The organism is Vibrio sp. VP6, assembly GCF_028823755.1.
GTDB lineage: Bacteria > Pseudomonadota > Gammaproteobacteria > Enterobacterales > Vibrionaceae > Vibrio > Vibrio parahaemolyticus.
Genome location: NZ_JAPEID010000010.1, coordinates 24,563 through 46,455, shown reverse-complemented (window position 1 = coordinate 46,455; position 21,893 = coordinate 24,563). Strand labels below are relative to the sequence as shown.

At 45.8% G+C, this 21,893-nt stretch carries 17 protein-coding genes and 1 pseudogene; 7 read left to right on the top strand and 11 right to left on the bottom strand.

Translation table 11 applies throughout. The features are described 5' to 3' along the window. Positions 1 to 24: 24 nt before the first annotated feature. On the bottom strand, positions 25 to 2,283 hold the full coding sequence (locus OU793_RS08780; RefSeq protein ID WP_140103320.1) for a DNA internalization-related competence protein ComEC/Rec2: 2,259 nt from the start codon (positions 2,281 to 2,283) through the stop codon (positions 25 to 27). A gap of 8 nt (positions 2,284 to 2,291) precedes the next feature. Between OU793_RS08780 and OU793_RS08775 the strand changes: the two genes are divergently transcribed. Next, complete coding sequence (locus tag OU793_RS08775; protein ID WP_005456245.1) at positions 2,292 to 2,801, top strand: DUF2062 domain-containing protein; 510 nt, start codon at positions 2,292 to 2,294, stop codon at positions 2,799 to 2,801. A 204-nt stretch (positions 2,802 to 3,005) separates the two neighbouring features. Here OU793_RS08775 and lolE read toward each other — a convergent pair whose 3' ends face one another. Genes lolE through lolC form a run of 3 tightly spaced genes read right to left on the bottom strand, consistent with a single transcriptional unit; the run spans position 3,006 to position 6,161 of the window. Continuing rightward, positions 3,006 to 4,250, bottom strand: a complete 1,245-nt coding sequence (lolE, locus tag OU793_RS08770; protein WP_109883564.1) for a lipoprotein-releasing ABC transporter permease subunit LolE — start codon at positions 4,248 to 4,250, stop codon at positions 3,006 to 3,008. 2 nt (positions 4,251 to 4,252) lie between these two features. Then, positions 4,253 to 4,960, bottom strand: a complete 708-nt coding sequence (gene lolD / locus OU793_RS08765) for a lipoprotein-releasing ABC transporter ATP-binding protein LolD (protein ID WP_005456257.1) — start codon at positions 4,958 to 4,960, stop codon at positions 4,253 to 4,255. Further along, a complete protein-coding gene (gene lolC / locus OU793_RS08760) occupies positions 4,953 to 6,161 on the bottom strand; it encodes a lipoprotein-releasing ABC transporter permease subunit LolC (protein WP_180793872.1) in 1,209 nt (402 codons plus the stop codon). The genes lolD and lolC overlap by 8 nt, the downstream gene beginning before the upstream one ends. A gap of 264 nt (positions 6,162 to 6,425) precedes the next feature. Between lolC and OU793_RS08755 the strand changes: the two genes are divergently transcribed. The 4 genes from OU793_RS08755 (at position 6,426) to OU793_RS08740 (ending at position 11,998) form a co-directional block, all read left to right on the top strand. Further along, positions 6,426 to 6,995 (top strand): PilZ domain-containing protein, encoded by a 570-nt coding sequence (locus OU793_RS08755; RefSeq protein ID WP_140103318.1) that lies wholly within the window; start codon positions 6,426 to 6,428, stop codon positions 6,993 to 6,995. A gap of 5 nt (positions 6,996 to 7,000) precedes the next feature. Further along, positions 7,001 to 10,462: a transcription-repair coupling factor gene (mfd, locus tag OU793_RS08750; RefSeq protein ID WP_140103317.1), complete on the top strand. Its 3,462-nt coding sequence runs from the start codon at positions 7,001 to 7,003 to the stop codon at positions 10,460 to 10,462. A gap of 7 nt (positions 10,463 to 10,469) precedes the next feature. Then, on the top strand, positions 10,470 to 11,237 hold the full coding sequence (locus OU793_RS08745; protein ID WP_021449347.1) for a peptidoglycan binding protein CsiV: 768 nt from the start codon (positions 10,470 to 10,472) through the stop codon (positions 11,235 to 11,237). Positions 11,238 to 11,449: 212 nt separating this feature from the next. Next, on the top strand, positions 11,450 to 11,998 hold the full coding sequence (locus tag OU793_RS08740; RefSeq protein WP_005481806.1) for a GNAT family N-acetyltransferase: 549 nt from the start codon (positions 11,450 to 11,452) through the stop codon (positions 11,996 to 11,998). Between the two features lie 133 nt (positions 11,999 to 12,131). Here OU793_RS08740 and OU793_RS08735 read toward each other — a convergent pair whose 3' ends face one another. The 7 genes and pseudogenes from OU793_RS08735 to hinT all read right to left on the bottom strand — a co-directional run bounded on the left by OU793_RS08735 (position 12,132) and on the right by hinT (position 18,348). Next, a complete protein-coding gene (locus OU793_RS08735; RefSeq protein WP_005456272.1) occupies positions 12,132 to 13,421 on the bottom strand; it encodes an NAD(P)/FAD-dependent oxidoreductase in 1,290 nt (429 codons plus the stop codon). Between the two features lie 536 nt (positions 13,422 to 13,957). Then, positions 13,958 to 14,497 carry an alpha/beta hydrolase YcfP gene (gene ycfP, locus OU793_RS08730; RefSeq protein WP_005456278.1) on the bottom strand — a complete coding sequence of 180 codons (540 nt, stop codon included), beginning with the start codon at positions 14,495 to 14,497 and terminating at the stop codon, positions 13,958 to 13,960. A 74-nt stretch (positions 14,498 to 14,571) separates the two neighbouring features. After that, positions 14,572 to 15,453, bottom strand: a complete 882-nt coding sequence (gene thiK, locus OU793_RS08725) for a thiamine kinase (RefSeq protein ID WP_021449349.1) — start codon at positions 15,451 to 15,453, stop codon at positions 14,572 to 14,574. Between the two features lie 24 nt (positions 15,454 to 15,477). Continuing rightward, positions 15,478 to 16,068, bottom strand: a complete 591-nt coding sequence (gene lpoB, locus OU793_RS08720; protein ID WP_005456187.1) for a penicillin-binding protein activator LpoB — start codon at positions 16,066 to 16,068, stop codon at positions 15,478 to 15,480. A gap of 66 nt (positions 16,069 to 16,134) precedes the next feature. After that, positions 16,135 to 16,527, bottom strand: coding sequence for a YcfL family protein (locus tag OU793_RS08715; RefSeq protein WP_005456243.1), 393 nt, complete (start codon positions 16,525 to 16,527; stop codon positions 16,135 to 16,137). Next, positions 16,527 to 17,923: pseudogene (locus tag OU793_RS08710) on the bottom strand (COG3014 family protein). The gene OU793_RS08715 and the pseudogene OU793_RS08710 overlap by 1 nt, the downstream one beginning before the upstream one ends. A gap of 74 nt (positions 17,924 to 17,997) precedes the next feature. Then, positions 17,998 to 18,348 (bottom strand): purine nucleoside phosphoramidase, encoded by a 351-nt coding sequence (gene hinT, locus OU793_RS08705; RefSeq protein WP_005461572.1) that lies wholly within the window; start codon positions 18,346 to 18,348, stop codon positions 17,998 to 18,000. 236 nt (positions 18,349 to 18,584) lie between these two features. Here hinT and OU793_RS08700 point away from each other — a divergent pair, with 236 nt between their 5' ends. Further along, positions 18,585 to 20,576 carry a methyl-accepting chemotaxis protein gene (locus tag OU793_RS08700; protein WP_140049679.1) on the top strand — a complete coding sequence of 664 codons (1,992 nt, stop codon included), beginning with the start codon at positions 18,585 to 18,587 and terminating at the stop codon, positions 20,574 to 20,576. A 153-nt stretch (positions 20,577 to 20,729) separates the two neighbouring features. Then, positions 20,730 to 21,890 carry a DUF1887 family protein gene (locus OU793_RS08695; RefSeq protein WP_005461150.1) on the top strand — a complete coding sequence of 387 codons (1,161 nt, stop codon included), beginning with the start codon at positions 20,730 to 20,732 and terminating at the stop codon, positions 21,888 to 21,890. Positions 21,891 to 21,893: the final 3 nt, after the last annotated feature.

Sequence of the window (21,893 nt, the reverse complement as noted above, 5' to 3'; positions counted from 1 at the left end):
CTTTATTTTCTTACAGTAAGACTCTTATTCTACTCGGTTACGCAGCATCTGCCTATACCAAGGCTCAATTGTCTCACGACGTTTACTTTCAAAACGCCAGTTATTGCCATCAAGTAAGATTGTTATTTGGCCATCACTTCCAGTGTCTAACCAACTAACACCATTGTCGGTATAGGCTTGAACGACTTCAGGTGCGGGCATTCCCCACTGGTTTAGTTTTGCCGTTGAAGCAATAGCCAAGCTAGGCTCAACAGCATTGATAAACTTAAGGTTAGAAGAGCTTTTGCTTCCATGATGCGGCACTAGCATTACATCACTGCGCAGCTTTTCTGGCTCTCGAAGCAGTATCCATTCGCTGATGGCTTCGATATCACCAGTGAACAACATTTTAAAACCTGAACTAGGGTCTTCCAGACTGATGACACAAGAGTGGGGGTTGTATGCACGTACAACAGGTTTAGGAGGCCAAAGTACCTCCATGTTCAACCCTTGCCACTTCCATTTCTCAGCAGCAATACAAGGCTGATAATGTAAAAAGCTCTGGCTGCTTAGTTTGTGTTTAGGTGAAAAGTACTGCTCTATCACTTTTCGGCCGCCAGCATGGTCATTATCGGCATGACTTAAAATCATCGTATCGACACTTGAGTAACCTCTGCGGTGCAGTACTGGCGTAATCACTTGCTCAGCTATACTGCCGTTTTGCCAAGCCTTGCCCGTATCATAGAGTAAAACTCTCCCCTCTTTTTCAACCAGTACCGCCAACCCATGCCCGACATCAAGTACATCAATCCGCCAAGTTTGGTTATATTGCTTAGGAAACAACCCGGTCATCACAACAATTACACAGACAAACATCCAAACGTAACGAGGCATAACATGTCTTAAAACGAGCACGACACTCACTACAGCAATAACAAATGTCCACTCGGCACTAATGGGTTGCCAAGTTCCTATGGCATATCGAACCGACCAACTTAGTGGCACAAGGAATACGTCAAGCAAATACCATAGAACCGTCGCCAACATAGGAAAGAGCAATGACGCGATTAAAGCAGCAAACATGATTGGAACGACAACAAAGCCAAACCAAGGAATGAAAACCAAATTGTAGACTAAAGAAGACCAGCTAAATCCAGAGAAAAAATAGCCACTGATCGGGACAATCAATAAGCTCAGTATCAGTTGAGTCAACAGAAGTATCCGCAACTTTCCCAAACGACCTTCCTTCGAGTCTTGCACTGTGTTAACCGCAAACAAAACGGCACCAACGGATAAATAAGACAGCCAAAAACTCAAACTAAAAGAAGCAAAAGGTTGGAAGAAAAGTTGCAACGCCACAGCCAATAACAGTACGCGCCATGGACTCCAATGAACAAGCCAATACTTCAAAGCAATATAGATGATACAAACAGAAACGGCTCGGGTCGTCGGCAAAGAAAAATCAGCAAGCCAAGCGTAAACAATGGCAAACGCCAACCCACTCACTGATGGCAGAAACCAATATCGCGGCATAGCAAGCCGAATAAGCCCACCAAGGGCGAGCCCAAACGTCAATGCCATCCCAATGTGTAGACCAGAAATTGATACAAGATGCAGTAGTCCGCTGTCACGCAGAGACTGCCAATCCTCTTTGGTAAGCCCAGTGCGATCAGCAAAAGCCAGTGCTTTGATTAGAGCAAAATGCTCAAGGCGAGAAATATCACGCTCAACAGTTTGAATAATAGCTTCGCGCCAAGACGAAGAAGTACGAATGACCCAGTATGAATCTTTAGTTACGACCGCTCTTGCAACAACACCACTTCCCATTGACTGCTTTTCTGCGTCGAACCCCGCTTCATTTCTGAGGCCGATAATGGGCTTAATCAAAACGTTAGTCGTAAACTCACTGTTAACAGCTAGTGGGAATGGCGTTATAAGGCGGACTTTAGGTTTAAGAAAAGGTAACAGAGTGTGAGTATTCACTTGTTTTATCGCTACGACACCTTCATATCCGTGACTTATTTGCGTAAAAGAGCTGTCAACTCTACCAATTATGGTACTATTCTCACCTGCTTGAAAAAGGGCTTGTCTCTGATACTCCATAATATTGCCGTGGACGATGACAACCATAAAGCCCACAATTACGCCTATGCTAATTAAGCCTCGACGTAATTTAATTATTGAGCCAGTGGTAATTATTCCCAGCAGCAACCAACGCCAATCCGGCATCGTCGGCCACCATGCAGACGAAATTACGCTCGCGACAAATAACGCCAAGGTCCAACTTTTTTCTAAGAGAGTCATGTCGTCCTATGCCTAGAAAGCTGATAAAACGCTTCATGCCTGATCACGAAGTGATCAAACGCCAAAAAGCATTGAAGGTCTTCGGCAATGTGTTATACAACCCGAACCTTTGGTGCTTAAACCGTCGCTCTGCGTCAGGTGCTTTTGCCGTTGGCCTATTTATGGCGTTTGTCCCGCTTCCGAGCCAGATGATCATGTCTGCAGGTTTAGCCATTTTAATGGGCGTAAATTTACCTCTGTCAGTCGCTCTCGTTTGGGTCAGCAACCCTATTACCATGCCAGTCTTGTTTTACTTTGCTTACAAGCTCGGAGCATGGGTCATGCATGTTCCACCTCAGCCATTCCATTTTGAGCTATCTTGGGACTTTATCATGCAACAGATGAGCACGATTGGGCCTCCATTCCTATTGGGGTGCGCAATTTGCGGTGTGGGTTCTGCGATCATTGGTTATTTCGGTATTCGCGGATTGTGGCGCTACTCTGTCGTTCGCAGTTGGCAAAAACGAAAAGTAAGATAAGCGGATAAGACGCTAAAATCATTCGTTGCGACATGCCTTGAGGTTCAAACGACAATAAAGCTGAAACGAAATGTAAGCAAAGAATGAAAAGATGCTAATGAATACAAAAAAGGACCATGAAAGGTCCTTTTCTGTATCTAGAGTACTTAGCAAAATAAGTCATCGCTAACAACGATGTCTACGAGGCTAGCTTTCCTTCCTTCGCTACTTAGCACTCAAAACTGCGGCAGGGTTCAGTTTCGCTGCGCGAGAAGCTGGGTACCAAGTGGCCAATAGGCTTAATACTATAGCGGTGGTCGACACCAATGCGACGTCAGGCCAATGCAACTGCGATGGAAGAAAGTCCACAAAGTAGATGTCACCCGATAAAAACTGGTGTCCTATTAAGCCTTCAAGCCCCTTAATGATTGGAGTTAAATTCAACGCAACCAACACACCAACAAGGCTACCGACAAGGCTACCAAACACTCCAGAGAAGACGCCCTGCCAAACGAAAATACGTTTAATCAGACCATCTTTTGCCCCCATCGTACGCAAAATTGCGATCTCTGCTGCTCGGTCCTTCACCGCCATCATCAATGTCGAGACGATATTGAAACACGCCACACCAATCACTAATACCATGACCAAATACATGATCGTGCGTACCAACTGAATATCACGGTAGAGAAAGCCAAACTGCTGCTGCCAACTCTTCAAATATACGTACACATTCACTAGGTTGCCGACTTCTCGAACGATCGAAGGCGCATCAAGAACATCATCGGTTTTTAGAGAAATTCCAGTTACGCCGTCTCCTAAACGAGCGTATTGCTGCGCATCCGCCAGCGGAACTAAAGCCAATGAATGATCAATTTGACCGTTCAACGTCAAAAAGCCCGCCACTTTGACGCGCACACGTTTTGGTGCTTGAACTTTATTCGTACCACCCGCTTGAGGAATCATCAACGTGACGTAGTCACCGACTTGCACCTTCAACTCATTTGCAACCCCTCGACCTAAAATCACTTGTTGTTGGCCTGAGTAAAAGTTCTGCCATGCCTCTGGATCAATAAAGTCAGACATGCTCGACACCGCTTGCTCATACGCAGGATCCACACCACGCACTTCAATCGCTTTTAGTTTGCTGCCTTTTTCGGCTAATCCTGTAAAGCGGACGTACGGAGCGGCAGCAACGACATGCTCATGTTGCAGCGCTTGGTTCATCGTCTTGGTGTAGCTCTGCAGTGGCCCATTAACCCCTTCTAACTCACCATGCGGAATCACGGACAACACACGTGACTGAAGCTCACGCTCAAAACCATTCATCGCCGAAAGGCCAATGATGATCACCGCCACGCCTACTGCAATACCAATGGTTGAAGAAAGAGAAATGAACGACACCATTTTGTTGCGCTTTTTCGCACGGCTAAAGCGTCCACCAATCATTAATGCTAAAGAAGAGAACAAAACTAGCCCTCCACCGATGCCGATTCGGTCATCAAACGATCCACCAGAAGGCCATCTTGCATGTGCATCTGACGGTCCATTTTTGCTGCGAGTTCGTTGTCATGCGTCACCACTAAAAAGGCGATGTTCGACTCTTTGTTTAGTTCACGCATCAAATCGTAAATCGCCAAAGCCGTATTGTGATCCAGATTACCAGTTGGTTCGTCAGCCAAAACTAAGTCAGGCTTGTTCACAAGAGCACGAGCAATGGCCACACGCTGGCGCTCACCACCAGACAGCTCTGATGGGCGGTGATCCATACGATGGCTCAAGCCCACTTTCTCAAGCAGCGCTTTTGCCGCCTGTTTAGCTTCTGTCACTTTAGTACCGCCAATCAGCAGTGGCATTGCGACATTTTCGAGTGCCGTAAAATCAGCAAGTAAGTGGTGAAATTGATACACAAAACCAAGATGTTTGTTACGCAAAGCAGCCTGCTTATTGGAGCTTAACGCCGATAGGTTCTGCCCTAAAAAATCCACTTCACCTTGCGTTGCGTCGTCCAATGCGCCAAGGATATGAAGCAGCGTACTCTTACCAGAGCCCGATGAGCCAACAATCGAAACGAGCTCACCTTTATCGATATCAAAGCTCACGCCTTTCAACACTTCCGTATCCAACGAACCTTCTCGGTATACTTTACGAATATCACGACATTCTAATAGCTTATTCATAGCGAAGTGCCTCAGCAGGTTTAACAGAAGATGCTCGGTAAGAAGGATAAACAGTAGCAGCCAGACTCAGAGCAATCGCTAGCACTACCACTAATAGAATTTGGAAAGAATCAATCACAATTGGTAAATGCCCGCCAAAGCTGAACAGAGCCACGCCAGCCGATTCCAAAATGGCGTTGAGGTTGAGTGACAACGCCACGCCAACCGCTCCGCCGACAATAGCCCCAATCACACCACTACTTGCGCCTTGCACCATGAAAATCGTCATGACTTGCGATTGCGTCATACCCTGCGTTTTCAAAATCGCGACTTCAGATTGTTTTTCCATCACCACCATGATCAAAGCAGAAATGATGTTAAACGCTGCAACGCCGACAATGAGACCTAGCATTAAGCCCATCATATTCTTTTCCATTTTTACAGCTTGGAAAAGCTCACCACGTTGTGCACGCCAATCACTCCACTGCCACCCTGCTGGCATCGGTTTATCAGCGAAATCCGTCACCATAAATGGGTCAGAGAAAAACACTCGCCAGCCAGATACGGTATCTTTGGGCAGGCGCATTAACTTAGCTGCATCCGCCATATTGACGATCATAAGCTGACCATCGACATCCGAACCGGTATTAAAAATACCAGCCACTGTGAAGTTGCGCTGACTAGGGATTCGACCAAGAGGGGTAAACTGCGTGGCGTTTGTCAGCATTAAACGAACTTTGTCGCCAATAGAAACCTTAAGAGAGCGCGCTAAACTGTGGCCAAGAAATACTCTGTACTCTCCCGCTTGAAGAGAAGACAAACGACCCGCAATCAAATGGTTGGCAATCGGGTCGCCTTTCTTAGGCTCAATCCCAATCAAATAACCTGCCGTCAGTTGTGCCGAACTTTGAATAACCGCCTCTCCGCGAACAACAGGTTCTGGCTCAGCAACATCCGACATCGCTTGAATGAATTGCGGCGCCGACTCCGTCAGTGGAGTGCGACCATCATGTTGAGAAATCACCGCGTGAGGAAGAACACCAAGAATGCGCTCTTTCAGTTGTGCTTCGAATCCGTTCATAACCGAAAGCACAGTGACCAACGCCATCACACCGATCGTGATGCCCGCCGTCGACATATAAGAAACAAATCGGCTAAACCTATCTCCGGAGCGTCCCCGAAGATATCTCAAGCCAATAAACAAAGAGATAGGATGATACATACAGGACAAACCAACTGGTTTTCTAATAAGGGCGATTGACCCTAGTTCTAAATAATAAGAGTTATCTTACCTTACTCTTCTCATGAAGAAGACAAGATAATCGCTAAATTTGTCAACGACATGCAATAAGTCTGCATTTAGGGCAAAAAGTTCAAACGCAGTAGTGGTAAACTTGATAACTTCATTCAGTTAGCGATAATCAGTGCCCTATCCCTCTTATTATTCGTGAAATGAGAGTGCTCGCTGGCAACAAAGGACCGATTTATGACAGAGCAAGAATACTTCACCGTTCACCATAACCTCACCATTAACGTGGAAGTCTTGGGGACCGATTTTGCTTTGCCAGACGAAGAAACGTTTGTGTCAGAAATTCCTGCGCCTTTTATTGTCGCGAACGAGTTCAGCCACTTAGATACATTGGCAGATAACGCACGCCTAGAGCTGCAAAATAAAGAGCTTAAACACGTTATTAGTTTGCTCGACACGCAAAATTCAAAACTCAACTTACTGCTGAGCTTTATGTTGTCTCAACAAGATGATATTTCGGTTCGCTTCCAAACCACTCAATTTGGAGCAAGTCAGTTGAGTTACCGCTCATCAAGCCCAGTTGAAACGGACCAATTTGTCCGAGTGAAACTCTTTCTTGACCATCCTGCTGCGGCAATTTACTGCTACGCTCAAGTCGTAGAGTGTGTCGTCTCAGAGCAAGGGTTCGTCGTCACTCTTAGATATAAAATGCTCAGAGAAGCAGACCAAGATTTGCTCATTAAAGCCGCTTTATATCAACAACAAAAACTTTTACGTCAGCGCTCACTGGAGCGAGATAAAAAATAACTCCTATGACCAAAGCAACGATACTTTCCGTCACCAATCCAACTGAGCGTGGCGACAAAAAACAACTTGGCAACTTACCCGGTGCAGCGCTGCCACTCGCTATTGCCGAACTGGCCAAGCAGCATTCAAGTCACTCACTACTGGTTGTGCCAGATCCGCAGATCGCGTTGAAACTGCAAGCAGAAATCGAACAGTTTACCGACCAACCGGTAAGCCTTTTCCCTGATTGGGAAACGTTGCCATACGACAATTTTTCTCCACACCAAGAGATCATTTCTGACCGTATTGCTCGCCTATACCAACTGCCGAATCAACGTGGCGGTGTCACTATCGTGCCAGTCAGTACTGTTCTTCAGCGCCAATCTCCGCGAGAATTTTTGTTACAGCACACACTAATGGTCAAAACAGGCGATAATTTCTCGCTAGAAAACCTGAGAGTGCAACTAGAGAACTCGGGTTACCGTCACGTAGACCAAGTATTTGGGCCGGGTGAATACGCGAGCCGAGGTTCGATTCTCGACTTATTCCCGATGGGCAGTGCTGATCCTTACCGTATTGACTTTTTCGATGATGAAATCGACACCATTCGCACTTTCGATCCAGAAAATCAGCGTTCTATCGAAGATATTCAGCAAATACAATTGCTACCTGCGCATGAATTCCCAACGACGAAAGAAGCGATTGAAGATTTCCGTACTCGTTGGCGCACCCAGTTTGAGGCGAGACGCGAGCCAGAATCCATCTACATGCAAGTCACCAAAGGAACGTGGCCGGCAGGCATTGAATACTGGCAACCACTGTTCTTCGACCATACCGAAACCCTGTTCGACTACTTACCTGAAGATTCGCAGCTGATCACATACGGCGACATTGAAGCAGCTGTCGACACATTCTTAAATGACGTCGAATATCGCTACGATCAAAAGAAAATTGATCCTCTACGTCCACTTCTTGCCCCACACGATTTGTGGCTCAAGAAAGACGAATTGTTTGCACACTTCAAACAACTTCCTCAGGCACAGCTCAGCCTAGAGAAAGTAATGAAACGTGCTGGCCGCCAAAACTTAGCGGTACAAACACTGGCAGAACTTGGCGTTCAACAGCAAAACAAAGAGCCATTGTCTCGTCTTCGCCAATTCAGCGAACAATTTACGGGCAAAATCATCTTTTCGGTGGAATCGGAAGGTCGACGCGAAGCCCTGACTGAGCTTCTGCAAGGCATCAAAGTTCGCCCAGTGGTGCAAGAATCGCTGTATCACGCTTTGGTGTCAGACCACCGTTTCACGTTGATTCTTGGTTCAGCAGAACACGGCTTTATTCATGACGAGCTGAACTTCGCGCTGATATGCGAAAGTGACTTGCTTGGCGATCGCGTAATTCAACGTCGTCGCAAAGACAAAAAAGCCGTCAACAGTGACACTGTTATTCGCCACCTTGCCGAACTGAAACCAGGCCAACCTGTTGTTCATATAGACCACGGTATCGGTCGCTACATTGGTTTGCAAACCCTTGAAGCGGGGGGAATGAAAACCGAGTATGTGACGCTTGAATACCAAAACGACGCCAAACTTTATGTTCCCGTTTCCTCGCTAAACTTGATCAGCCGTTACTCTGGCGGCGCTGAAGAAACGGCTCCTCTGCACAAACTTGGCGGAGAAGCGTGGTCGAAAGCACGTCGAAAAGCAGCTGAGAAAGTACGCGATGTTGCAGCAGAGCTACTTGATGTATACGCGAAGCGTGAGCTAAAACCGGGCTTTAAATTTGCCTTGGATCGAGGCCAATACGCGACCTTCAAAGCAACATTCCCGTTTGAAGAAACCGATGATCAAGCCATGGCAATCAACGCGGTGCTTTCCGATATGTGCCAAGCAAAAGCCATGGATCGTTTGGTGTGTGGTGACGTTGGCTTTGGTAAAACAGAAGTTGCCATGCGTGCGGCCTTTGTTGCTACGGACAACAGCAAACAAGTTGCCGTACTCGTGCCAACAACCCTGCTTGCTCAGCAGCATTTTGAAAACTTCCGTGACCGCTTCGCGAACTTGCCAATCCGAGTCGAGGTGCTTTCTCGCTTTAAATCAGCCAAAGAGCAAAAAGTGATTTTGCAAGATGTGGCGGATGGCAAAGTTGATATCGTCGTCGGTACGCACAAATTGCTCTCCAGCGACATCAAATTCAAAGATTTGGGTTTGTTGATTGTCGACGAAGAGCATCGCTTCGGTGTTCGTCAAAAAGAGAAAGTCAAAGCGATGCGCGCCGATGTGGACATTCTTACCCTAACGGCAACGCCGATTCCTCGTACGCTGAACATGGCAATGAGTGGTATGCGTGATTTGTCGATCATCGCCACACCACCAGCACGCCGTTTAGCTATCAAGACATTTGTTCGTGAACGTGAAGAGTCCGTGGTGCGAGAAGCCGTACTGCGTGAAATTATGCGTGGTGGTCAGGTTTACTTCCTACACAATCAGGTAGAAACCATTGAAAAAACGGCAGAAGACTTACAAAAACTCATTCCAGAAGCCCGTATTACCGTGGCACATGGCCAAATGCGTGAACGCGAACTAGAACGCATCATGAATGATTTCTACCACCAGCGCTTTAACGTGTTGGTGTGTACCACCATCATTGAAACGGGTATCGACGTTCCGACGGCCAACACAATCATTATGGATCGTGCTGACAACCTTGGCTTGGCGCAACTGCATCAATTGCGTGGCCGTGTTGGTCGCTCTCACCATCAAGCTTACGCTTATTTGTTAACGCCACATCCAAAAGCAATGACCAAAGATGCCATTAAACGTCTCGATGCCATTGCTTCACTGGAAGACTTAGGCGCGGGCTTTACTCTGGCAACGCACGATTTGGAAATTCGTGGCGCTGGTGAACTGCTTGGTGACGAACAAAGTGGTCAAATTCAATCGGTTGGTTTTACACTGTATATGGAAATGCTTGAACAAGCAGTCGAAGCGTTGAAAGAAGGTAAAGAGCCATCATTGGATGATCTGCTTCGTGAACAAACAGAAGTGGAACTGAGAATCCCTGCGCTACTGCCTGATGATTACATTCCAGACGTCAATACGCGTCTGTCGATGTACAAACGAATTGCGAGTGTGAGCGACAGCGATGAGCTATCCGAATTAAAAGTTGAGCTGATCGACCGCTTTGGCTTACTTCCTGATGCCGCGAAGAACTTGCTGGCTGTCTCAGAATTGAAATTTGCCGCAGGTAGTATTAAAGCGAAGAAGATAGAAGCCCATGATAAAGGTGGATTTATCGAGTTTTACCCTGATGCTGACATAAATCCAGCGTATTTAGTTAAACTCCTGCAATCACAGCCGCAAAAATTTGCAATGGAAGGTCCAACTAAGTTCAAGTTTAGCGTACCATTGGCGGACCGACGTAAACGCATTCAGTTTGTACAAGACTTACTGAATGATTTTAAACAGAATTTATTACCAACGAGCTAATAGTCGAATGAGAATATTGATCCCGTTATTGCTTCTATGTGTCTCAATGCCTTCTTGGGCTGCGCGTCAATTTGATATTGAAGTAATTATTTTCAAGCGAGCAGTCGACGCTGAAAGCACTACTGAATCTTGGCCAAACCAACTGCCTAAAATCGACATGGAAAATGTCGGCAGTTTGGACAGCGAAGCCTACCGCCGCTCTAAAGGCGTAACTCTGTTACCTCGCTCTTCTTTCCGCTTAAACGCACAAGAAGCGGCGCTGAACAATCATGCCGGATTTAAAGTGCTAAAACACGTAGCATGGCGTCAAGGTGATCGAGGTAAAGCAAGCGCGCCAATCTTTCGAATTGTAGGTGGTCGTGATTTCTCTGGCTCTTACAATGCAGATGGTAGCCCGATTAATGGCAATAACAGCTACTCTAGCGATGGCTATAACGAAGAAACCATCAACGGCCCACTGTATGAGTTAGATGGCAAATTCCAAATTTACGTGCAGCATTACTTGTTTGCAGAAACCACGCTGGATTTGCGTGAACCAAGCGTTCGTGAAGTTCGCTTTGAGTCTAAATCAACTGACCAGTTGAATGATGAACTCGGTGATGTTGACGGCAACGTTCAAGTGGGTAACCTCGCAGAAATCTCACCAACGGTGACTGAAGAAACCTTCTTAAAGAGCTACCGATTGGATCAAAAACGCCGCATGAAAAGCAGCGAAACGCACTACTTAGACAACCCTCTAATGGGAATGATCATCCAGGTGCGTCGAGTTAACTAAACTTCGACAGTTCTACAAAGCGCAGCAATCGCTGCGCTTTGTTTTATCTGCCACTTCATATCACCTAAACTCATTTAATCACAACCATGCCAGTAGTCACTCGGTTTGAAGCCTTAGCCTTTGAGCGAAGTAAACCCAAGCCAACAACTACAATGACCTAAGGAACGAAAGGTCGGTATCTCTAAAATCAGCAATGGAAGTCGTATTTATTCATGAGCCCAGATTTTGAAATCATCACCCCTCGCCTAGCCCTTCGTCTTATCCCAGCAGATGACGCTCACTCGCTACAACGATTGCTCTCCCAATCCCCCTCTTTGCATACTTGGCTTGATTGGTGTGACGCAGAAGTCTCGCTAAAAGATGCCCAAGACTTTCTACTAGCAACACGTTTAAATTGGGTCAAAACGGAAGCATTTGGTTTCGGTATTTATGATAGAGATAGCAATACCTTGCTGGGAATGGCAGCCGTGAATGAGCTTTACCATACGTTTAATATGGCGAGTATTGGTTATTGGGTAGCAGACCGTTACCAAAGACAAGGCTACGCTCAAGAGGCGATTAAAGCGTTGGCAGAATTTTGTTTTGCAAAACTGAGCTTAACTCGTATTGAAATCGTTTGTGATCCTGATAACAACGCCAGCCAAGCTTTGATCGAATCCGTTGGAGCAAAAAAAGAAGCCATCGCCAGAAATCGATTTATTTTCCATGGCAAACCAAAAGATGGCGTCGTGTATTCACTTCTGCCAACTGATTTGCTGTAAGACAGCGGTAAGCGTTGGAAGGTGTAAGCTTTATTTGGGACGGGACAAAATAGAAAAAAATAAAAAGCCACCGACTTGCGGTGGCTTTTTCTATTCTATAGTTTCAACACTGAAACTGGCTGAATCGCCGATATTAGTGAAGCTTAAGGTTTGGACGCAATACACGGTTAATGCGGCCAACCAGCATCATCAAGCCTGTTTTGAACACGCCGTGAAGTGCCATCAAGTGCATGCGGTATAGTGAGATATAAACAACACGTGCAATACGGCCTTCAACCATCATCGAACCTTTGGTTAAGTTGCCCATCAAGCTACCTACTGTAGAGAAGCGGCTTAGAGACACTAAAGAACCATGGTCTTTGTACACATAGTTTTTCAACTCACGACCATTTAGCTTCGCCACAATGTTGCTGAACGCTTGGCTAGCCATTTGGTGCGCAGCTTGCGCACGAGGTGGCACAAATGAGCCGTCTGGTTGTGTGCATTGCGCCAAGTCGCCGATAACAAAAATATCGTCATCACGCGTTGTTTGCAGTGTTCCTTTCACAACCAATTGGTTAATACGGTTTGTTTCTAGACCTGCAATGTCTTTGATGAAATCAGGTGCTTTGATACCCGCAGCCCAAACCATGATTTGCGCAGGAATCTTTTCGCCATCTTTGGTAGTTAGGCCGTCTTTCTCCGCCTTAGTCACCATCGTTGCTGTACGAACGTTTACACCCAGCTTAACAAGCTCTTGATGCGCCGCAGACGAAATACGTGGTGGCAATGCAGGAAGAATGCGCTCGCCCGCTTCAATCAGGTTAACATTCAGCTTGCTTGAATCTAGATCACCAAACCCGTAAGTGCGAAGTTCTTTCACGGCATTGTGCAGCTCAGCCGATAGCTCAACGCCCGTTGCACCAGCACCAACGATCGCGATATCCACTGTGCCGTTACCGTTTTTCGCATGCAGCTTTAGGAACTCATTGTTCATTTCTGTACGGAAACGGTGCGCTTGTTCTGGGCTATCTAGGAAAATACAGTTTTCGCGAACGCCTGGAGTGTTGAAATCGTTCGATGTTGAACCAATCGCCATCACTAGAAGATCGTATTCTAGCTCGCGGCTTGGCATAAGAAGTTCACCGTGCTCGTCTTTCAGCTCACTTAAAATGATCACTTTACGTTCACGGTCGATGTCTTGAAGGCTACCCATTTGGAAATCGAAGCTATGGTTTTTCGCATGAGCACGGTAGCTCAAAGCGTCAACACCTTCGTCCAAAGAACCCGTTGCAACTTCATGCAACAGTGGTTTCCACAAGTGGCTCGCTTTACGGTCTACTAGCGTAATTTGCGCACGGTTCTTACGACCAAGAGTACGGCCAAGCTTAGTCGCCAACTCAAGGCCACCAGCACCGCCGCCTACAACGATAATGCGTGTCACAATGATTTTCCTCTACAAAAATGAATATATGGGGTTCAGCCCGATGTCTCACTCACAGCAAATCTGCAGTAAAACATCCAACCGATGAATTCTTGGTTCTTAGAGGTGTCTCAGCTTGTTTGGATTAAAACGGATGCCTATGCTTTTCGTTGTTATTACTGTTTGTTCATTGGGCATCATTTACATCGCCTGAAACATACGATTCCAGACAAAAGTGGGCAAGTTTCTCACTCGCTCTCAATTTTTTTTGATATTTATCAAATTATTTTAGTCTGGTTCATTATATAGAGCCATCCTTTGAAGGCAACCAAAATCCTTACTCTGGATGCGGATTGACTACTTTTCGACTACTCTACAACAAGGTATTCGTGCCACATAGTTCATCAGTAAGAAAACCATAGAAAGAACACAATATTCTTGCCTTTAAACGGCTGAAAATGTGAGCTGGAATAATCCAGCAAAAAGCGAAATGGGACAGATAGAAAAACAGCACTGCAAGCAGTGCTGTTTAAATCGTAAACAATGAGTTTTGCATACTAGGTATTTTTGAACTCTTTCATCGCTTGAAGATGCTGAGAGATTTTCTTGAACTTATGTGACTGCGATTCATCCCAGATGATGTCGTAGTGCTTTTCTAACTCAGAAGCCGTTTTTGTATTGTCATGAATTTCATCTTCTTTCGACAAAATCACTAAACAGCGCCCTTGGTTTTTAGCTCTGAACTGATCTACACACTTCGTTGCAATATCTTCGTATTCTTCTGGGCGATCGATGCGACCAGCCATGGTGTTTTCTGGATGTAAGTTCGGATTGAACATCACTTGCTTAATACCACACAAGAAACCAATACGTTCAGACCAATACCCACCCAGGCCAACCCCACAGATAAGTGGATTAGGATCATCAGATTGATCGATAACCTTCGACACTTCTTTTAGCAGGTGCTGCATGTCATGTTTAGGATGAAGCGTGCTGTAATTAATGAAACGAACATCGTCATCGATGAACTGTAGTTGAAGAACTTTTTCGTGGTTACCTGGGCTTGTACTATCAAAGCCGTGCAAGTAAATAATCATGTGTACCTCTCCCTGTAAAATCTGGTACTTTTTTTAAAACTACCACTATTTCCTTACTGATAAAGGGGAAAACGTCACGAGTTCTCAAAACAGTGATCTTCTAAACACAATAAGTCTTTAAACTCTTGCGCACTGTTTAAGTATTGTTCATCTCCCCATAATTTATAAGCAAGCAAGTACCAAAGCATTGCCATCACTAAAGTGCGGGGTTGCCACGCTTTTACTCCTTCAAGCCAAACTGAGGTATTTTCAATATTTCGAATCTGGCAATAGCGTTCAACCGACTCTTCTATTGGCGAATCGGTAATTTGCAAAATGAGCGTTAAATCCAATCTTGGGTCTGCAAGGCTTGCGTACTCCCAATCAATGACTTTCACGCCCTGATCTCCCCTAACTAGGTTGTAACACCCCAAATCAAAGTGACACAGCGCTAACGGAATTTGTTCAACACTAGGTTCAGAACGCCAGTGTTTGTATAGGGTTTCAAATTCCGAACCGACGTACTTTCCTTCTAACTCCAACCAATAATGATCAATTCGTGAGATGTAAGAAAATGGCACAACAGGTATGGAGCTCGAATGGTATTGATGAATGGTCGCCGCGATGGGTAAGAGCTCTTCCAACTCGATGCCATCTTTTGTCAGCGTGATCCCATCGATCCACTCCACTAATAACCCTTGCTCATGAACGAAGATCGGCTTTGGCCCGAGATTTAGCGGCTCGATAGCATGAAGAACTTGATACTCGTTATGACGAGAGATAGAAAAAGCCTTGCATACGTTGCTGGTCGGTCGCCAGACATAAGCAAGGCCTTGAGAAGATTCCAACCGCCAACAGCGGTTGGTGAGCCCGCCGGTGACGGTTTGCACCTTCACCGGTGGTTCTGAAAAGAAGCCATCTAACGCATTTAAGCTCGGATCTAACTGTTTTGCTTGTTGCCAAGAAAACCACGCCATTGATGACTTCTCCATTATGGTCAATTAAAGGCCAAATAGGCTCTTAGATTGCTCTTTGCGGATTTCTGTTTCATCAGCCCATTCGATTAGGCCTGTTTCCAAATCCATCAAACGCATTGTCATTTTGTAGTATACATCTTTATCGCTACCTGCATTTTTCACGATGCTAGAAAGGTTACCGTAAAGCATGTATTGCGCACCGACCATTTTACCAAACTGAATTGCTGTACTTTGGTTAACAAGCTCGTCCGTATTTTGGAAGTTAAGTTGTTCACGAACCGATTCTACGCGGTCCATATCAACAAAGCGGAATTTGCCTGAGTTCAGCATTTTAGTTGAGATAGTATCAGTGATCGATTCAGTGTCGATGTGCTCACTGGTTTTGTTCTTGATTCGCTCAACAAACACGATTGGACGTTGGTCACGAGTAATTGCTGCTACTGAACCTGACATCATCATGCTGTCTACCATCTCGCCAGCAATTTTTTGTAGGTCCGTCGAACCGAAATCGATGGTTGTCGTTTCAGTCGCTTGTGAATCACCGTAAGAGACTTTGTTAGAACAACCACCCAAAATAACGGCTAGACCTAAAAGAGCAATAATACTTTTTTTCATGAGAGTTCCTTAGTTATATCAATACCAGCGCATGTTGGCGCGGCAGCTACGGCAAAGCCGTTAAGATTAATCGTCTTGTGCTTCTCTAATTTGAACACGGAAATGTGTGCCATTTGGATTGACCGTGACCTCCGAAAGCGTCACAGATTCAAATCCACGCACGATCATTTTGCGCCAAGGCCCCGGTTTGGTGTTCACTTCCAAACCATTGTTGTCGTACCAGTAGAAGCGATAAAGAATGTGCTGGTCACCTTTGTAGTTACTGCTTAACTGCACCACACCACGTGGTCGATCATCGACGTAAGTCGTGGTGATGTTGTCAACCAACAGTCGGCTGCCCAATACGTTATCGTTAAAAAATACGTTTTGTGTTTGGCCATCAACTCGGATCCCAGCAGTGTTGTCCGCACAACCTGCCAAACCGATAATGACTGCTAAGCCAATAAGCCATGCTCTCATTACAATCTCCCTAATTGTTTATGCCATACCGTCGAATGCGCTCCCTGACGAGAAACCCACACCAGTGTGGTTTGCTGCGCTGGTACGTCAAATTGATAGACTTGATCGCCTAAATTTAGCTGCTGTGTACCCGGCTTCACAATTTGTGAACGGTCTTCACTTGCGCTGGCAGCGTTTGCCAGCTTCGAGTATCTGGTTGTTCTGTTAACGTATTCCAAACGTTGAAAAGAATATTGCCCACGTCATCGCCTTTTTTCGCTGCTTCTTTTCTGATTCGGTCTTTCGCCCAAACGCGAATGGCTTGGCGAATCACTATTGTCGTTAAGCGTTCATTCAAATCATTCTGAGCCATGGCATTAACGTCAGCCAACGTACTAGAAGGCAGTTTTGTTCCATTCAAAGCCACATCACTAAAGCGTGGTGCCCCACGTTTCGGATAATAAGGTAGTGCCAATGAGTAGATTGCGCCATTGCCGCGACTGTCAAAAATAGGTAAATCAATACGCCAACCTTGCAAAGCCTCAACCACACCTTGCTCGTCAATCACAATGACGCGTCCTTGTGACTTATTTAACCCTGTCGGTGCCTTGCCATAGCGTTTTTCAAGCAGACGTAAGTCTTCACGCATACCGAGCTTTTTCGCGGCGTACATCGTGCTTTCAATAACCTGTTTGTTATCTGGCATCACAGCCAAAGCGCGACGGTAATCCACATAAGCGCTGTTAAGATCACGTGACGCTTCGTACAACAAACCAGAAAGATAGAAGAGATAACCGTTTTGCACCGCGCTGAGTTTTTTCCCTGCGTCTGGATAACTCGCGAGCACGCTGCCTAAGTTGGCTGACATACCTTGGTTTTTTAGATCTTTTTCTGCCGACTTCAACTCTTTTTCACGCGCTTTTCTCGCCGCTTCCTGAACTTGGTTGGCACGACGAACTTCGACGAGTGCGCCTTCTAAATCATTTTTTTGTAGATAGTTCAGACCAAGGTATAAATGCAAAAAGCCGAGTTCGTAGTCTGCAGGTTGGTATTCGTTAAGATTGTCGTTTACAGCAAGTGAACCTACGCTCGTCGCTGTTTCAGAAACAGAAATGGTTGCTCGGTCTTGTTGAACACGTACCGCGCGGTCGCTCTCTTCGAGAGCTTTGAGGCTGGTTGGGTAATCTTTCGCAAGGAATGAAATACGACCCTTTTCGAAATTGCCAAGGATCTCGCCACCGACGTCGCTCGATTGGAGTTGCTCAGCGTTGGCATAATTGCCAGCAACAACTGCCTGATAAACTTCTTGATTCTGGTCGCTGTAGTGGCTAAACAAATTGCCCGCAGACAAATTAGCGCAGCCAGACGCCATCAAGACCCAGCTAATCAGTCCAAACAGCTTCACACCTAATTTCACATTTATCTCCGCAAATGTGTGCTCAGAAAAGAATATAAATAGGGTGGCATAGGCACCACCCTTTTCAAATTAGCTTAGCTCAATACCATTGGACCTAAAGGACGACCGCCTAGTAGGTGCATGTGGATATGGTAAACCTCTTGGCCACCATGAGGGTTGCAATTAAGGATCAAACGGTAACCGTCTTCAGCAATACCTTCTTCTTTCGCAAGCTTCTTCGCCACAGTGAATAGGCGTCCCATCATTGCTTCGTCTTCTGCTTCCACGTCGTTCGTTGTCGGAATCAACTTGTTCGGGATGATAAGAATGTGGCTTGGCGCGCGAGGGTTAATATCGCGAAACGCGGTCACTAAATCATCTTGGTAAAGAATGTCTGCTGGGATTTCCTTACGAATAATTTTACTAAAGATAGTTTCTTCCGCCATGGGGACTCCATTTTATAAAGGTGTGTAACCCATTTAGTATGCTCCAACCCAAAGCTGAGCTCAATAAAAAACAGTGTTCACTTAACATTATCAATCTAATGCTAATAAACGAAGCTTTTTTTGTCGTATGCGTCATAAAACGTGCGTCACGAACTCAATACAATCCAATGAATTTTGTTACTTTTTTAAGACAATTCTTATTTATGTTGTCTATTTTTGGGAGAGGAAGCTCACTTATGCGAGGTTCAGTTATTAAAAGGATGTATGCGGGCTTTGCGCTGATCATCATCCTGTTTGCTGTCACAATTGCCATTATGATGGGGGGAATGCATGATATTCACGGTAAATTTGAAACCGTCTCTAAATCATCGTTGCCCCTTGTATCGTTATCTAACCAAACCAGTGTGGAACTGCTTTCTGCCGACAAGTCTTTTAAAGATTTTCTAACCACTGAGAATAAACAGCGCATGGAAGAAATGCGTCAGGAGTTTGCGAGATCTCAACAACGTTTTGAATCCACTTTGGCGCAGCTCGAATCAGCAAGCCAGATCTACCCTTCTCTTGCCGAACCTTTTTCTCAACTGAAGACGCTAGAGCAAAGCTACTTTACCGAAGCGCTCGAAGCAATGGACAACTATGAAGCAATGTTTTCAGCACAAGAAGAAGTGCAGAAGTCATCGCGCCGCTTTCAAAAACTCAACACTGAACTTTCTGTTGGCTTGAAAGAATACGTTGCAGACCAATCGAGTATTTCAGTGAAGGTTATGGCGAAAAGCTACTTCATCAAACTCAAAGATGCCGAAGTGATCACTTCCGATGCGCTGGCCAGCTCCAATCCTGAGTTTGTTACGCAAGCGGTAACGAAAAACCGTAAAGCAGTAACGCACTTGAACTACGCGTTCCGTGGGTTGATCACTCAGCTTCCTGAGTTAGAAAAAGCTTTTGGCGAATCCGTAGAACAATTTACCCGTGACGTAGGTATGCGTGGCGGTGTGCTAGACCAACACAACAACTACCTCAACGCTCGAGCGGCTCTGTACGACAACATTGCGAACTTAGCTAACAAAGTCGATTCTACGATGGCTATCCTTGAGCAGTTCACAACGACAGCAACAGACAAACTAAACGAATCTCTTGATGATGCCGGTGACATTTACTCTGCTGGCGTGACGAAAGCGATTGTGATTGGTGTAGTTGTGGTTTTGTTTGCGGCGGCTATCGGCTATCACATCGCGCAAAGTGTGCGTGAGCCATTAACACGTATTCTCAATGCGCTAGAGAGCCTAACTAAAGGCGATATGACGCAACGTATTGATATTCGCTTTAACAACGAGTTCAGCCGCGTTAGTGGTCATATCAACACGTTAGCGGACAGCTTGCACGACATTCTAGTGAAGCTAAATGAAGCATCAGAAAACTTAGCCTCGACCGCGACAACCAACGAACGAACTTCTTCTCAAGCGCAATCTAAGCTGAATGCTCAACGTGAGCAGACCGCTAATGTGGCAACGGCTATGACTGAGATGTCTCACTCGGTTCAAGAAGTTGCGCAAAGCGCTCAAGGCTCTTTGGAAATGGTTCAACGTGTTGAGTCTGCATCCGAAGAAGGCCGAAATGTCATGAGTAGCAACATTTCGACCATCAATCAGCTAGAAACGCGCCTTCACGAGTCTGTGTCTGCCGTTTCTGAACTGCAAAAGATGAGTGGTCAAATTGGCTCAATTTTGGATGTCATCCGCAACATTGCTGAGCAAACCAACTTGTTGGCTCTCAATGCCGCGATTGAAGCGGCACGTGCAGGAGAGCAAGGACGCGGATTTGCCGTGGTAGCCGATGAGGTACGTGTGCTGGCATCGAAAACCACACAATCCACCACAGAAATCGAATCGATGATCAGCAATCTGCAATCGAGCTCTCAGTCAGCCAACCAAGTGATTCAAAGCTGCATGAGTGATATGGAAATGTCGGTTGAGCAAGCCTCGAAAGCGAACAGTTCAATGGAAGAGATCCAAGCACTCATTATCGAAATCAGCCAAATGAGTACGCACATTTCTCAAGCGGCAGCAGAGCAAAGCGAAACCTCAGCAGATATTGCGCGCAACATTGAAGACATCAACAATATTGCGGATGAAAGTTACCACGCGATGTCGAGCATCACTCATACGAGTGAATCTCTCACTCAGCTTGCTCATCAGCAAAATGAATTAGTCCATCGCTTTAAATTGTAAATTTTTATGCAATAGTTGATGCAACCAGCTGTATAAGGGCGACTTTTTATGAAGTCGCCCTTGTTTTTTCTCGGCCTTGTCTACATATGGGTAATATGGCCTGCTCATCCCTTGCACTTCTCTTTTCGAGCGGCCACACAAAAAGGAAAATCTATGGCTGTTCATGTTGGTATTATCGACCAAGACCCAGTGAGATTGGTCACTCCTCTATTGGATAATCGCACTTTAAGCACACATATCGTATTCATTGGTGACAAAACACAGGTAGATATGTTTGACCGACTGAGTAGCGTGTTAGAGCAGCGAGAGATTACTTCTGAGTTTTTTGAAATTCCGTCTGCTGTCAATACAACCCTGATTAAACAATCGATTCAAAAGCTCGCGAAAGATCTTCACGACCGTGGAGAAGACGTCAAACTGAACGCAAGCTGTGGCCTTCGTCATCGATTGTTGTCGGTTTACGAGGTTTTCCGTACTTATCGTTGGCCTATCTTCGTAGTTGAGCCAAACAGTGACAAACTTTGCTGGCTTTACCCAGATGGCAAAGAAGATACGCAAGTTGAAGACCACATTACTATCTCCGACTACCTAACCATTTTCGGTGCGCGCGGCGAGTTCCACCACGTAGACCTTCCTCCTCTTCTTGATCAAAAACTGTATGAGCTTGGCGAACGCTGGGCGTCAAATGCGCTTGAATTGGGCCCAGGCTTGGCGACACTCAACTACCTTGCGACAACCTGCCGTAAGGAGCAGAAGCTGGATGTGGAGCTGTCTGAGAAGCAACAAGGCTACCGTGAACTCAACATGCTGCTGTCGGATCTTGTCGAAGCACAGATCGCGACTTACGAAAATGGCATTTTGACCTTCGCGAACGAAGACGCACGTCGATTCTCTAACGGCGAATGGTTGGAGACTCTGGTTCACAGCACTGTGAAGCAAATCCAAGACACCATGCCAACGATTCAAGATCGCTCTTTGAATGTTCAGGTATATCGTAAGCTGGGTGAAAGTGAAGTACGTAACGAGCTAGACGTAGCAACGGTTGTAAATAACAAGCTGCACATCATTGAGTGTAAAACGAAAGGCATGCGCGATGATGGTGACGATACGCTGTACAAACTGGAATCTTTGCGTGACCTGCTAGGCGGTCTACAAGCACGCGCTATGCTGGTGAGCTTCCGCCCTCTTCGTCACAATGACATTACTCGTGCAGAGGATCTTGGCCTTGCGCTTATCGGCCCTGAAGAGCTGAAAGATCTCAAAACGCATCTTGCGAAATGGTTTGAAGCCGCTGGCGGTTCCGACGAAATTTAGTCG